Here is a 13,568-nt window from a genome sequence, read left to right on the forward strand (position 1 = left end):
AACATGCCTTTCTTCGCGGCCAAAAAGCAAAGCGAATCGGACAGGCCATGTATATCACACATGTGATTCCTGTAACCCCGTGCAAGTATTCCCAGCGTGTTTGCGCAGACACCCCAATCCGACTTTGTTGTATTGGCGCGCTTGAAACCGACGCGATGTCGTTTCGAACCACCAATAAAGCCTGCAATTAACGAAAAGAATCAAGGCACTTATATGAATACCTATTTATTAAGAATCCTTTCAATCTGTCTTTTTGCCGGTTTGTTTAGCATGCAAGTACAGGCAATAACACCCGACCCTGACCCTGATCCTGATCCGGATCCCGATCCCCCCTCCACCTGTTCCAACTGCTATCAACGTGGGCCCAATCCAACGGCATCCGCACTGGAAGCGGATAGCGGTCCCTATAGCGTGCGCACAATCAACGTTTCTTCCTGGGTATCCGGGTTTGGCGGAGGTACGATTCACTATCCTGTGGGAACAGAAGGCACCATGGGCGCGATTGCGGTGATCCCCGGTTACGTCTCTTACGAGCGTTCCATCAAGTGGTGGGGGCCGCGCCTGGCTTCCTGGGGATTTGTCGTCATCACCACCGACACCAACACCATTTATGATCAGCCCGATAGCCGCGCGGATCAACTGAGCGCAGCATTGGATTACGTCATCAGCCAAAGTAATTCTTCAAGGAGTCCAATCTATGGCATGGTGGACGCCAATCGTTTGGGCGCAATGGGATGGTCCATGGGTGGCGGTGGCACCCTTAAATTATCCACTGAACGCGAACTGAAAGCGGCTATCCCCCAAGCCCCCTACTACGCGGGGTTCAATCCGTTTGATGAAATCACCACGCCCACACTCATCATTGCCTGTGAACTGGATGTCGTCGCTCCCGTCGCTCAACATGCGTCACCGTTCTACCGGGAGATTCCCGGCTCCACCGCCAAAGCATTTCTTGAGATCAACGGCGGTGATCACTTCTGTGCCAACAGCGGCTATCCAGACGAGGACATACTGGGCAAGTACGGGATTGCCTGGATGAAGCGCTTTATCGATGAAGATCGCCGCTACGACCAATTCCTGTGCGGCCCCAATCATGAGGCAGATCGAAGTATCTCCGAGTATCGCGACACCTGTAATTACTGAGACTCGCCGGTGAGGAGTGGGGATAAAGTGCTGTTCCCCACTCTCTTCTGCCGTCTGATCAACCGCCTTGCAATAATAAACCAATCGGTCTATTATTGCCTTCATGAGTAGCAAAGGCCAACAAACACAGGAAAAAATCCTCTCCGCCACTTTGGACCTGATCGAACGCCAGGGCTTCCACAACACGGGGCTGCAGCAGATCATCAAGGCCAGCGGTGCGCCCAAGGGGTCACTTTATTTTCATTTCCCGGACGGCAAGGATCAGATTGTGGCGCTGGCCCTGGAACAGGGCACCCAGCTGATCGGCAGTATGATCGAACACGCGTTCAACATGGCCGACAACCTGGAGGTGGCCGTGGGCTGGTTGTTCGATGGGTTATCCGTGCGCCTGCAGAGTTCGGCGTTCGAGAAAGGCTGCCCGGTTGCCACGGTGGCACTGGAGGTCAACGAACAACACCCCGATGTGCTGGAGGCCTGCAGAAAAGCCTTCGACCAATGGCAAAGCGCCATCACACTGGGTCTGCAGGCCAAAGGCATGAGCAACGAACGGGCAGCCAGTGAGGCGGCCCTGATGTTATCCCAACTGGAAGGTGCAATGATGCTGGCCAGAATCCGGCGCTCACGAGAGCCCATGGATCAGGCACGGGATGCGGTGCTCAGCCGCCTGGCCCCGGCCTGAATTTTTTTAATCTCTTTATATATAGACTGGTCTATTATTAAAAAGGAGCACCATCATGACAAACCCAGCCAACACCATTCTGGTCACCGGCGCCAACGGCTTGATCGGCCGCTGGCTGGTACCCGCCCTGCTGAACCAGGGTTATGAAGTGATTGCCGCCATGCGCAAGGCCAACCAGCGGGAGCAGGCCTTCCGCCACTTTGTGCAACGTCAAGCCACCCGGCAGCATGAAGAAACCGACGTGCAAACCCGGTTGCAGGTGGTCAACTTTAGCCTGGAGCAGGTGGCGGATCTGTTTCAGGACCGTACCCGCAATGACAGCATCATTGCGATTCACCATCTGGCAGCGGCCTTTGACTGGGGTTTGGAGCGCAACAATACCCACCGGGTGAACGTGGATGCCAGTGAAACCCTGCTGCAGTGCGCCGCCGCACTACCCCATCTGCAACGCTTTATCTGGGTGGGGGGCTATCGGGTGGCCAACAAACCGGATGTGAGCGAGGCGCGGCTTTATAAAACCCTGGGGGCGTATGAGGCCTCGAAGCTGATCGCCCATGAGCGCATGAAGCAGAGAGCGACGGCCCTGAACCTGCCCTGGACCGCCCTCAATCCTTCTACGGTGATTGGTGACAGCCGTACAGGGGAAACCACCCAATTCATCGGAGCCGCTGAAATCATTCAACAATTATCCACCGGTAACATGCCGGCCATTCCCGGCAATCGCACAACGTTCCTTCCCCTGGTGCACGTGGACTTTGTGGCGGAATTCGCGGCGCGCCTGCTGCAGCACGATCAATCCATCAATCAGGAATACTGGTTGCTGGATGAGAACACTCCCAATTTTGCCGAGCTGCTGCAACGCTTGGCAGACCACATGGGCGTACAGGCACCGCGCCTGTTCGCCCCACTTTGGCTGCTAAAACGGGTGCCGCAATGTCTGCTGCCCAGCCCCCGGGAAACGTTGTCGTTTCTGTCTTCGGATCGCTATGACGTTACTACCACCCGGCAACTGGCACAGGAGATGGGCATTGCCGACCGCCTGCCGCTGAACAACGTGGAAGGTTGGGTGGATCACCTTATTGCGCAACAGTTTGGAGACAACCCGGCCATGGCCTGACTGTAATTCCCCCAAAATCAGGTCTATTGACAGAGCAGAAAAAGAAAACCCATACTACGCCCGGGGATACGTTGTTACTGATTCTTATTCAGCATGCGTTTAGTTACTGGGGTTGCTGCCTATTTCCCCATTTTAGTTATCTCTTTGCCGTTACAAAAATTGCCTGAACCTCCCATTATTTGAGGTCAGGCTAATTATTAAAATGGATGAATCATGAAAGTTTATCGAAAAGTCATACACCCGAGGTGGATGATGGTGCTGCTGTCGATCAGCATGTTGCCCACTTTATGCGCCTGTCAATCAACGGAGTCAACACGGGCAGACATTGCAAACAGCCCGTCAGCACAGGAGCTCACCGAGTTCCAGTGGTCACTGATGAGCCAGGGTTCACTGGTTCTGTATCAAGATAATGCTCGGTTGCTGCCTGCACGGACAACTGGCAGCGGGGTACTGGAATCCATCCCTTTGAAAATCCAGATTCAACCCTACGCGCAGCAGCACACTCTGACCGTACCGCTTATCACCATACTGTCACCTTACCAGGTTCACCCGGATGAGTGGCGGCTTGAGTTACAGCAGGATAACCGCTGGGTTGAGGCCGCTTCGTTTCGATTTAGCGAAGGCCGGTTTGTGGCTGAGATCAATGGGGAATCCGCCACCTTGTACGAATTGAACAGGGTTCGTTTTATTCAGCAATAACATCTTTATTGGGGAAAACAGCATGAAACACCTGATGATTGTGCTGGGGTTTATGTGCCTGTCATGTCCGACACTGGCCGATACCCTGTCGTTGAGCATTGATGAACTGCAAACCTGGAATGCCATAGGATCAGATGGCGAGGTGAACAGCCAAGGGGAAGCGGTCCAGGAACGCATCATGGGCAAACCGGACTTTGTCAAAGTGATCGACCTGCCGGCAAATGACGCCAACGTGGAACTTAGCAAAAAAGTCGGTTTCTTCATGGACGTAAAACGCAAAGGATTCTGCTCCGGTTCGCTGGTGGGCCCAGACCTGTTCCTGACCAATCATCACTGCATCGCGGCGGATAACGGCGGCATAATTCCAGCCACGAACATTGTTGTGTGGATGGAGTACACCAGCCCCAAAAGCAAACCAGATGCTAACTCCACGGCCCAGGCCACCCAAATCCTTTCCTACCACGAATCCCTCGACTATGCCTTGCTGAAGCTAAACAAACCGCTGGGCAACCGTTACGGCTGGCTGCAGTTGGAACAGAACCCGAACCTGGTGCAACAGATCCGCTCGGTCAAAATCATTCAACACCCCGATAGTCGCCCCAAGGAAATTGTCACCAACAATACCCAAGTCATCAACTGCCAGTCCCCCTTTACCGGCAATAAGGCGTATCTCTGCTATCTGGCCGACACCCAGGGTGGCTCGTCAGGTTCGCCGGTATTCAGTATCGACGGTGACAAAATCGTTGCGCTCCACCACCGGGGAGTGGAGGGCCGCTTTAACCTGGGCACCCGTATTCTGTTTATCGCCGAAAAAATCAAACCTTATCTGCCGGTAACCGGCACTGCCACCAGCTCCGGCACCAGCAACAATGCAACACCCGCTAAAACATCAGCCAAACCAAACCCTGCGGCAGCACCAAAGGCAAAGCCCACCCCCAAACCGGCAGACCCGCCTTCCGATACCCAAGACAACACCGGCGGCTGGAAACCCATTATATGAAAACCTTAACTCGCTATTGGATGCTGCTGCCGCTGTTGATGCTGGTATCGATAGCCGGAGCCAAACCGCAGAACAATATCATTCTTTACGGCGGCATCGGCTATACCGAGGAAGCCACTCAGCAGACGCTGTTTGATCTGTTGACCGACGGCAGTTATCGACTGGAAGACGCCACCGAACAAATGGTCATTCAACTGAACCGGGAAACCGGTGGCTTGCCTCAGCTGTCACCCTATCCCGTTGCGCTGTTGGTGGATGACGCCGAGGCCGCCATCGCCAGGGAACTGGGTAAGGAGCGTGCCCCTTTCGACTCCGTAACGAAACTGCAGCGATACTTTGATCGCGTGCTGGGTATTTTCCTGGTGGGCTCGTTTGAGCAGCACATGGGGTTCGTCTACCCCTACCAGCTAACGAATGGCAAGGTCAGGCACTCCTATCACGACTATTTCTTTACCAGTGTCACTGCTCTGCTGCTGGATCTGGAGAATGATGAGATCGTACTGTCTGCATCAGCTTTGAGCCAGGTGCACAACAAATCCGCCGCCAGCCAAATCAACAACCCGAAAGAACAGCAACAACAGTTTCTGAAAGCCTATACCCAGGCGTCGGACAAAGCGCTGGAGCGACTGGTGAGCCTGATTCAAACACGTAACCTGAACAAAATCCGGGATGAAGACCGCCACATTGTTACCGGGGTCTGGGTGAATGGCAGCAACGCCGGCCAACTGTTTCAATGGCAACAGCCTGGGGCCAGCCCGAACATGTGCAACATTCCATCCGGCTGCAAACCCGGCTCCACAGCTTGCGCCCAAATGGCGGGGCTGCTGGCCCATGGCACCACTGATGCCTTATCGGCCAAAGGCCTGATTACCCTGCCACCGCTGGGCTGGTCCACCTGGCGTTCGGACAACGCCTGGGAAGTGGCGGCCCGCTTCGCCCTGCCACAAAACCGCAAATCCCTCACCGACCGCCTGATTGATTTCTCCATCAACCCGAAACAGGCGGCCAACAAATACATTGCCACCATCGACGACATTGACTCCGCCACCAGCGCCAACGGCCAGGAGGCTCTGCTCAAAGTCGACGAATACGTTACCAACCTGAGCCTGATCAAGGCGTTTACCCCACCCGATAGCTGCACACCGCAGCGCGAGTTGGAGTTCCTGGACGACAAGGCTTTCTACGGGCTGTATCAAGCCAGTCGGGTTGAGGGCCGGGCCAAAGCCAACCCGGATCAGCAACGCCTGTTTCACCAGATCGCATTGATTAACGCACTGTCGCATTTGCCGGTTAAGGGGAACTGACATGAATTTTCGTTTTGCTCTGTGCCTTATGGCATTGTGCGGCCTGCTGAGCTTCCCGGCCCAGGCCCAGTCGGTCGCCACATTGATGCGGGTCACCATCGACGGCCGGCCCGCCAGCCGGGAAGTACTGGAAAGCAGTTTCAATTTTGAAACCCTGCTGCTGACACACCTCAGCCGTCATGGTTACGAACATGTGGATCTGACGCCGCTAAAATCCGGTTTCCAGCAACTGCGGTATTCCCACGAGTGCCCAGTGGTGGGCGGTGATTTCAGTTTTCGCAATTGTGAGAGCTTCGGCAACTATGCCGAAGCGGTATTACAGATACTAAACAACATCAAACTGGGGGTGGAAAACCAGTATCTGCCGGAGTTCACCGCCAACGACCGCATCATCATCAGTGATACCCAGATCGCCAACCTGGGCCGCAATATCCGCGTTGACATGTACCTGCGGGTGTACGACGCCGCCAGTCACAAGCTGGTAACCAACGATACCCTGCACCGGGAGCAACGCATGGGGAGCCGGGGCACACGCGAAGGTATGATCGTAAAGCTGGTGGATAGGGTGGTGGCGCAGGCCGTGGACACCCTGGCCAATGGAAGCCCCGGCAAATAGGAGCCCGGAGAAATTCTGGCTCTAAACCTGCCAATTAATCGAGTAGTTGTTAACAAGGGGGAAAACAATGAAATCTCGTCACATGATCACCAAAACTATTCTGATCGCTCTGGCTTTGGCTGCAGGCACACCCGCCTGGGCGAAAGTAAACATATTCAATACAGGTCTGGATGGGGCCTGCCTGTATATGAAAGAAAACAAAATCAAGATCGACTACCAGGACCGCATGGTGAATGATCTGCTCGATATCGCCAAGAAAGCCTGGAACGTATTCAAGAAAGACAAAACCCCACTCTGCGAAATCAACAGTCCCGCAGGTCTGCTGCTGGCGTCGGCGGACTACATTGACCGCGCCACACTCAATGCGGCACAGGGCATCGACTCCATTGAGAAAGCCCTGGGTATGAAGCAGACCCTCAGCAAAATCATACTGGAGCTGGAAAAGGCCCTGGAGGGGGAAAACCCCGCCGCGCAAATCGATGCCGACGTGATCAAAGCCACCGAGATGATCGGTAGCCGCGCCAAGGAAATCGAGGCCGAGTTGGAAAAGCGCAAAGACAAGTACCTGGGGTCCGACGAGTTTCGCCAGCATGTTGTGGAATCCCAGATTTCCCTGAACGCAGCCAACTACTACCAGGCGCAATCCGCACTGGGTGTGACCACCTTCCGTAAATACTGGATGGATGCCGATAAACAACAACGGCTGGATCTGGTATCCGCCAACAGTGCTGTGGGCATTACCTCCGAATTTGCCGAAAATCTACCGGAGCGGGCCACCGGCATGGTGGAAAACATCACCTCCGCCATCCAGCTGGCCATGGACATCAACAAGTCCCTGGATAAATCGGCGCTGAAAAAACAAAAGAACATGATCAAAAAGGCCCAACACGCCGAATCCAAAAAGGCGGTGGAGGTGGCACGCGCCATCGACCAGCGCACCACCAGCACATTCTCCCTTGCAAAACAGGAAGATAACACCAAGCAGACGGTGCTCGCAGACAAGTCCGACTGCGAACCAAAGAAGAATATGCTGACCGGACTCATCGGTACCGTCACGGAAAAAGTCACCGGACAGGAACAATCTGCGGACTGTCCGTAAAAAAAGACTCAAATCCTGCCATTTACAGGGATAACCCATTCAATCATCAGGAACCATCATCATGAAAAGATTACTGCTTGCCACCTTAATCAGTCTTGTGCCGCTTTTTGCCTTTGCCAAAGGCGGACAGGGCCTGCCCGTGATCGTCATGGCGGAAGATTCAGACCCCAACAGCGTCAAGCGCTCCAGTGATATCCACCGCCGTGTGATGACCGAACTGCAGCGCCAACTGGCCACCGATGACTGGTATGTGATTGATGAAAGCGCCATCGCCGCCAAAATGGACTGGAATTTCCGCGATCGCCGCCCCAAGGAAGAACTGATTAAAGTGGTGGACCTAGCCTGCACGTCGGAAGACGCGACCTTATGCGGCCGCGCCCTGGTGGTGTTCAAAATCCGCGCCATGGCCAAAGACTACGGCTTCGGCACCAAGGCCCAGGTGCGAATCAATGGGGATATTTATGATGTGGCCTCCAACCAATACCTGGCCGGCTGGGAGCCCCTGAAAATGGAGTTTCCCGCGCCCCGGGAATGCGCCGGTATCTGTATCGAAGAAATCGTGGGTGATCATGCCCGGGACATCGCCGCCAGCCTGGGGGATGTGTTATCCAACAAGCTGAAGTATCTGGCCCGCGACGATGTCAGCAGCAACAACGCCGATAACCGCAATGATCCCGGACTGATCAACAACATGAACTTCACGTTCCGCAACTTCTCCATGAAAGAGATTCTGGCCATTACCGAAGTGATGGAAAAGGAGTTCCCCGAGTTTGTTGATGTGCGCGGAGTATCCGGAGACGCCACCGTGTATAAGTACAACTACGCCACCCGCGCCACCAGCAAGGATCTCTATAAGTGGTTGAACATTCTGTTGCTGGACATGGGTTATGAAGAGCACGAATACCGCGTCACTGTGCGCAACGGCCGAACCTTCTCGGTGGAACAGGTCATTGCCGATCAGCGGGCCCGATCCGATCGCGAAGGTCGCTTTAACTGATCCATGACCGGTGCGGGAGATTCAACATGAAACTACGTAATATACTGCAACTCGCCGGCCTGGTAGCGGTTGTCAGTGGTTGCTCGACACAACAACCCATCGCGGCACCGGCGTCTGCCACCGGCTACCGGCAGGGGCCGGTGACCGCCGAGGGCACCGTGGTTGCCACCCGGCGCTTCCAACTGCGCAGCGCTCCCAGCATCAGCGCCAAGACTGTGGCCCTTTATCGCAAAGGTGACCGGCTTGATGCCAGCATCAGGCCCTACGATGAAATCTGGCATTTCATCGAAGTCGACAAAGGGCCGGAAGGCTACGTATTCGGCATGCCACTGCATTCAGCAAACTGATCCATCGCCACCAGCTGAAGCAGTGGGGGCACCCTGAGGAGGAAAGCGCCATGAGTAAGTATCAATGCTTTTACTGTTTTACGTGTTTATGCTGCGTGGTAAGCGTGATGCTCACCCATCAACCAGCGTACGCTGGCAACGAACTTTCGTCAGAATCTCTGGCGCGGTGGTCACAGGGAGCCCATGCCACCCCCATGCCGGATCGATTCAGCAAGCAACGAATTAAATTACTGATCCGACAGGAGGCCCGCTCACACCCTGAGCTTCCGCCGGAACTGGCTTTGGCCATCGCCAAAGTAGAGTCCGATTTTGACGCCGCCGCAGTCAGCCCCAAAGGCGCCCGTGGGGTGATGCAGATCATGCCTGTCACTGCCCGCGACGTGTTCCAACTGGACCCCGATCACCTGTGGGACCCGGTGGTTAATATTCGCACCGGGCTGCAGTACCTCACGGATCTCTATCGGCAGTACGACAACAACTGGGAAGCCGCGCTCTCCCATTACAACGGTGGCAGCCTGAAGGCAGACAACAACTACCAGCCACACTCATACACCCGATCCTACGTGGCCAGTGTGCAGCGCTGGCAACACCATTTTTCCGACACTGACACCAGCCTGGTTCAGCACCAAACGCAACAACCGGTCTTCAGCCCCCAGGCTGCTGCCATGGCCCGTCGGCTCAGGGTGCCGGTGCCCGGACACGATCTGTACGCAGGACGCTCCCCGCTTGAAATGAGAATGCAGACAATACGATCCCGCTTTCGGGAATCACTCCAACGCTGGGAACATTCATCCACCTATGGCTGGGACTGAACGATGACAGTGAGCTTTAATCTGTTTAATGAACTGTTCAACGAGACGCTGCCCATTATTGAGGATGATTACGGCATCTTCGCCACCGATTCCGAATCACATCGCCGCCGCATACTGGCCGGCTGCATCAAGACCCTGTTAACCCGGGAGCGCTTTCAGCTGTTACGGCGCTTGAGCCATTTCGTGGCGGCAATTCATCAACAGGGGCTCAATTATATCGAGTTGTTGTTTGTCACCCCCGTCAGCAGTAGCACCATCAGCCACTGCTTTTCCGGGGCAGACCAGATCCACGCTCACTATTCCGATGGCAGCTCTTTCTGCATCTATTGCGGATCCACACCGGAGCTTATCTACACCGCCAACGCTTTCGCGGAGTTATTGGAGCTGCCCGCCCTGCAGGCGCTGTGTGATCGCATCGGTTGCAATTGCAACGATCGCAACCAGGTCGATCAGATCGCCAGGGAATGGAGTGATCAGTTTGATGCCTACCGCCGCCGCCGTGGCGGTTCCAGCCACAAAGAAAAGCAGTTCAAATCAATTGTCGCCTTTTGCGACGATCAATTCGATGGCGGCCGTTACTCGCCACGGGATATTGGGCCGGATCAGCTATTAGGCTATTGGCAAACCCACTGGGCCGATCCACAGCTGAATGTTCAGCGCTACCAAAAAGTACATCAGTTACTGGTGTTGTTTGTGGATAGCTTTGCTTCCCATCTGAATCAAACGGCAGCATCCGAGCCCGGATTATTGGATGACAACAGCACCGACGAGACGGTGCTCAGCGGTGTGTCCGGCGCCGACGACTGGACTGCGCTGCACACGGAATATGAACCCATCCGTTTTCTGCTGGGGACAGGGCTGAACTCGGTCGGCTTTTTCATCGACTTGCCCTATCCGGCACACCATTTAATGCTGTCCGCGCTCCGTGCCCATTGTTTCGCGCCACTGGAAAACCGCATGATCAACGCCCGTCGCGGACCACAGGCCGAAGCGTTGATTGCGGGTATTCTGCAGCAGTTGCAGGGGGCAGAGTTGCCCATGGATTATCAGGCGATTCTACAGCGCTGCAACAAGACATCCGGTTTGTTCAGGCGTTCGGTGCAGGCGTCCATCTATCATCTGATTGTGAATGAGAACAGTGACGGCCTGCGGCTGCTGTATCTGGTGTCACCGCAACTGGGCGGTCGCGCCGGCTGGTTACGGGACCTTACCCGGATGGGCATCACAGTGCCGGAGCTGGAAGAAGATCAGGGCGACCTGAGCGCCGTGATGGAATCCATTTATCGGTCCGCTTATCGGGCCATCGCCCACCAGAATGGCGTTCCGCCGGAGCTGAACGACGCCATCACCCATTGCAAACAGGCCTGGCAGGCCTGTACCCAGTCGGGTTTCAGCCGAAAAGACAGGGACGATCCACTCATCACCGATCTGTTGTCACAGGCCAGCGATCGTTTTATCGGCGCATTAACCTATTTTGAACAGTGCCACCGCCAGTTGCTGGAACAGGTTGGCGACGTGGAACAACAACAGACCTTCGATCTAACCACCATGCACGAAAACTTCAAAACCATCTACCAACCACAGAGCGAGGCGCAGCCATCATGAACAGGCAATGGAAAGACCTCGATTCGGCTACCCGCAACCACATTCAGCAGGCATTCATTACTGGATCCCTGGTGCAGGAATGGGCGGAGCAGGTTCCCGAGATCAGCCTGCGGCAGTTGTTCGCATACGCCAGCGATCCCAACCCCGGCGAACAGCCGGCCATAGCCCGGGCCTTACGACGCGACCCCACCACCCAAACCCGCTATCAACAGGTGCTGGATGCACTGTGCGCCAATACCCTGGTGGTGGCCTCGGCGGCGGCCAGCGTTCCGGACGCGCCCGCTGCCGGACTCACCGCCAATGATTCACCACAGCGTTGGCGCTATCGTTTACAGGTATCCTCTCATCCGCCCCACGACTATTATCTGATCATCGAAGTGGGCGCCAACTCGGAGGCACCCACCCGGCTCTGCGCATCCAGCAACACCGAGGGCGCAATCGACCTGGTTCTGGATACCGCTCATCGCGGGGTGATCCAGATGCTATTGGAAAAAGATCATCCGCTGATATCCATCATGGCTGATCCCGACCGCATAATCAGGATGTGGTGATGACCGGAACCGCCGTCTTCATTGCCACCACCCAAACTCCGGTGCGCATACTGCGCCTGGTAGTGGAACCCCGGGTATCCCTGAGCACCGCCTGCCTCAATCTCCGTGCCAGTAAGGCCAGCATCAGCGATGCCTATAACGATTTTGTCAGCCTGGATACCGGCATCATCGCCCGCCACACGCAACAGGAAAACTATCGGTTGGACCTCAGTGACGACATCGCCCAGGGTAACAGCTGGCAGTTGGGTGCGTTCATCGTGCACCAGTTGTCCCACGCCGGCAAGCTGGCCCACTGCGACCCCAGCGCGGCAACAGAACTGGCCGACGTCGACCGGATAATCTGGGCCAGCGGTGAGGTGGATGTGAGCGGCAGAGTCCATGCGGTTTCCGATATCGAACGCAAACTGGCACAGTCGCGTGCGTTGTTCGCCGACGCTCACCGACAGTGCCTGCCCGTATGCTTAATGCTGCCGGAAGGCAACCGGGAACCTTCACTGCAGGTGACCTTAGGCGCGCTGCAAGCTGAATACCCCTCACTGAGCGTTCAATTTATCAGCCAGGTACGCTTCGATGATCCCTCTGCCCTGCCCCCCACCGCCGATCCGCACCTGACGCTACCGGCGCCCCGCCCCCCTGCCCAGGGTTTTATGGGCAAGTACCGCAGTGCCATCGCTGCCGTCTCCGCCGGCACCTTGCTGCTGGTGGGCGCCCTGGCAGGCGTAAAAGGGTTTGTGGCAAACAGCGGCGCCTCATCCGCCGTCGAGGTCAGCATGCGCTGGGAGTACGCCAAAGACGGCCGGTGTTTCAGTGAACGCACCCGCAGCGAACCACGTGCCGTGCGCTGGGAACGCCTCAATAAGCTGTCCTTGGAAGGCGCCCTGTGCCGTATTGAATTCGACCTGGATAAGGCAGCGCCCCCCGGCACCTCACTGGAGATCCTGGCCGACCAGCGGCCTCTTGACCTGAGTCTGGACCGTAGCCGGGTTGCTCCCCGCTACTTGCTTAACCTGTATCTTCTGCAACTGCCAAAAAACAGTCTTTTTACCATCAATCTCATGCAAAACGACAAAAAAATGGAGTCCGCCCAGTTGCAAGTGGAATAAATTGACCCTGATCCTCCCACCTTAACTCCTGCAATCATCTATCACGCAGGAGTTAAACATGGCCAGCCAACATGACCAAGACTGGGTGGAGTACCAACTGGGACTGCAGGGCACACCAACCGGCTCAATGCACAATCAAATGGGGCTGAATGATCGACCGGTTTCACAGCCCAAACCGATCGCCACACCCGCTCCCAAACCGCGCAAAACCAAAGCCAGCACCCAACCAAAATCCAAGCCCCAAACCAAGCACCAAACCAAGGCGCAATCCGGTTCTGATGAGGATTTCAGTCCACTGTTCGCGTTAATTGCGTTCGCCGCCTCAGCACTGGCCGTATACCAACCCAATGAGGAAAACGGTGTTGCCGCGCTGGTATTGGGCGTCATCTGCGGGGTGCTGGCAGGAAAGCTCTACAAAGTGATTTTGGGGTTGGGCTTTCTGGCGCTGGTTCTGTTCGTACTTTCACAGCTACCTCAGTAAACCACTTTATCTCAG

15 protein-coding genes are annotated in these 13,568 nt (G+C 55.6%); all 15 read left to right on the top strand.

The annotated features are described in order from the left end of the window. Nucleotides 1-270 precede the first annotated feature (270 nt). Nucleotides 271-1,143, top strand: coding sequence for a dienelactone hydrolase family protein (locus D9N13_RS22855; RefSeq protein ID WP_290594301.1), 873 nt, complete (start codon nt 271-273; stop codon nt 1,141-1,143). Between the two features lie 103 nt (nt 1,144-1,246). Further along, complete coding sequence (locus D9N13_RS22860) at nt 1,247-1,822, top strand: TetR/AcrR family transcriptional regulator (protein WP_290594302.1); 576 nt, start codon at nt 1,247-1,249, stop codon at nt 1,820-1,822. 55 nt (nt 1,823-1,877) lie between these two features. Next, the gene (locus D9N13_RS22865; protein ID WP_290594303.1) at nt 1,878-2,939 is read left to right on the top strand and encodes an NAD-dependent epimerase/dehydratase family protein; all 1,062 of its coding nucleotides are present in this window, start codon (nt 1,878-1,880) and stop codon (nt 2,937-2,939) included. Between the two features lie 213 nt (nt 2,940-3,152). Beyond that, nucleotides 3,153-3,638 carry a hypothetical protein gene (locus D9N13_RS22870; RefSeq protein ID WP_290594304.1) on the top strand — a complete coding sequence of 162 codons (486 nt, stop codon included), beginning with the start codon at nt 3,153-3,155 and terminating at the stop codon, nt 3,636-3,638. A gap of 22 nt (nt 3,639-3,660) precedes the next feature. Continuing rightward, nucleotides 3,661-4,638 carry a trypsin-like serine peptidase gene (locus tag D9N13_RS22875; RefSeq protein WP_290594305.1) on the top strand — a complete coding sequence of 326 codons (978 nt, stop codon included), beginning with the start codon at nt 3,661-3,663 and terminating at the stop codon, nt 4,636-4,638. Then, nucleotides 4,635-5,942, top strand: a complete 1,308-nt coding sequence (locus D9N13_RS22880) for a hypothetical protein (protein WP_290594306.1) — start codon at nt 4,635-4,637, stop codon at nt 5,940-5,942. The genes D9N13_RS22875 and D9N13_RS22880 overlap by 4 nt, the downstream gene beginning before the upstream one ends. A gap of 1 nt (nt 5,943) precedes the next feature. Then, the gene (locus D9N13_RS22885) at nt 5,944-6,558 is read left to right on the top strand and encodes a hypothetical protein (protein ID WP_290594307.1); all 615 of its coding nucleotides are present in this window, start codon (nt 5,944-5,946) and stop codon (nt 6,556-6,558) included. Between the two features lie 67 nt (nt 6,559-6,625). Beyond that, a complete protein-coding gene (locus D9N13_RS22890; RefSeq protein WP_290594308.1) occupies nt 6,626-7,657 on the top strand; it encodes a hypothetical protein in 1,032 nt (343 codons plus the stop codon). A 61-nt stretch (nt 7,658-7,718) separates the two neighbouring features. Further along, nucleotides 7,719-8,654, top strand: a complete 936-nt coding sequence (locus D9N13_RS22895; protein WP_290594309.1) for a hypothetical protein — start codon at nt 7,719-7,721, stop codon at nt 8,652-8,654. 26 nt (nt 8,655-8,680) lie between these two features. Then, nucleotides 8,681-9,001 carry a hypothetical protein gene (locus D9N13_RS22900; protein WP_290594310.1) on the top strand — a complete coding sequence of 107 codons (321 nt, stop codon included), beginning with the start codon at nt 8,681-8,683 and terminating at the stop codon, nt 8,999-9,001. A 50-nt stretch (nt 9,002-9,051) separates the two neighbouring features. Next, on the top strand, nt 9,052-9,813 hold the full coding sequence (locus D9N13_RS22905) for a lytic transglycosylase domain-containing protein (RefSeq protein ID WP_290594311.1): 762 nt from the start codon (nt 9,052-9,054) through the stop codon (nt 9,811-9,813). A 3-nt stretch (nt 9,814-9,816) separates the two neighbouring features. Next, a complete protein-coding gene (locus D9N13_RS22910; RefSeq protein ID WP_290594312.1) occupies nt 9,817-11,418 on the top strand; it encodes a hypothetical protein in 1,602 nt (533 codons plus the stop codon). Further along, a complete protein-coding gene (locus D9N13_RS22915) occupies nt 11,415-11,969 on the top strand; it encodes a hypothetical protein (RefSeq protein WP_290594313.1) in 555 nt (184 codons plus the stop codon). The genes D9N13_RS22910 and D9N13_RS22915 overlap by 4 nt, the downstream gene beginning before the upstream one ends. Continuing rightward, nucleotides 11,969-13,072 (top strand): hypothetical protein, encoded by a 1,104-nt coding sequence (locus tag D9N13_RS22920; protein WP_290594314.1) that lies wholly within the window; start codon nt 11,969-11,971, stop codon nt 13,070-13,072. The genes D9N13_RS22915 and D9N13_RS22920 overlap by 1 nt, the downstream gene beginning before the upstream one ends. A gap of 58 nt (nt 13,073-13,130) precedes the next feature. Continuing rightward, entirely contained in the window at nt 13,131-13,553 is a 423-nt protein-coding gene (locus tag D9N13_RS22925; protein ID WP_290594315.1) for a hypothetical protein, read from the top strand. Nucleotides 13,554-13,568: the final 15 nt, after the last annotated feature.

The organism is Ketobacter sp. GenoA1 (assembly GCF_003671475.1).
GTDB lineage: Bacteria > Pseudomonadota > Gammaproteobacteria > Pseudomonadales > Ketobacteraceae > Ketobacter.

Coding starts and splice junctions, on each gene's coding strand:
- D9N13_RS22925 (WP_290594315.1), top strand. CDS start 13,131: ATGGCCAGCCAACATGACCAAGACTGGGTGGAGTACCAACTGGGACTG.
- D9N13_RS22900 (WP_290594310.1), top strand. CDS start 8,681: ATGAAACTACGTAATATACTGCAACTCGCCGGCCTGGTAGCGGTTGTC.
- D9N13_RS22865 (WP_290594303.1), top strand. CDS start 1,878: ATGACAAACCCAGCCAACACCATTCTGGTCACCGGCGCCAACGGCTTG.
- D9N13_RS22910 (WP_290594312.1), top strand. CDS start 9,817: ATGACAGTGAGCTTTAATCTGTTTAATGAACTGTTCAACGAGACGCTG.
- D9N13_RS22895 (WP_290594309.1), top strand. CDS start 7,719: ATGAAAAGATTACTGCTTGCCACCTTAATCAGTCTTGTGCCGCTTTTT.
- D9N13_RS22915 (WP_290594313.1), top strand. CDS start 11,415: ATGAACAGGCAATGGAAAGACCTCGATTCGGCTACCCGCAACCACATT.
- D9N13_RS22855 (WP_290594301.1), top strand. CDS start 271: ATGCAAGTACAGGCAATAACACCCGACCCTGACCCTGATCCTGATCCG.
- D9N13_RS22880 (WP_290594306.1), top strand. CDS start 4,635: ATGAAAACCTTAACTCGCTATTGGATGCTGCTGCCGCTGTTGATGCTG.
- D9N13_RS22920 (WP_290594314.1), top strand. CDS start 11,969: ATGACCGGAACCGCCGTCTTCATTGCCACCACCCAAACTCCGGTGCGC.
- D9N13_RS22860 (WP_290594302.1), top strand. CDS start 1,247: ATGAGTAGCAAAGGCCAACAAACACAGGAAAAAATCCTCTCCGCCACT.
- D9N13_RS22870 (WP_290594304.1), top strand. CDS start 3,153: ATGAAAGTTTATCGAAAAGTCATACACCCGAGGTGGATGATGGTGCTG.
- D9N13_RS22885 (WP_290594307.1), top strand. CDS start 5,944: ATGAATTTTCGTTTTGCTCTGTGCCTTATGGCATTGTGCGGCCTGCTG.
- D9N13_RS22890 (WP_290594308.1), top strand. CDS start 6,626: ATGAAATCTCGTCACATGATCACCAAAACTATTCTGATCGCTCTGGCT.
- D9N13_RS22905 (WP_290594311.1), top strand. CDS start 9,052: ATGAGTAAGTATCAATGCTTTTACTGTTTTACGTGTTTATGCTGCGTG.
- D9N13_RS22875 (WP_290594305.1), top strand. CDS start 3,661: ATGAAACACCTGATGATTGTGCTGGGGTTTATGTGCCTGTCATGTCCG.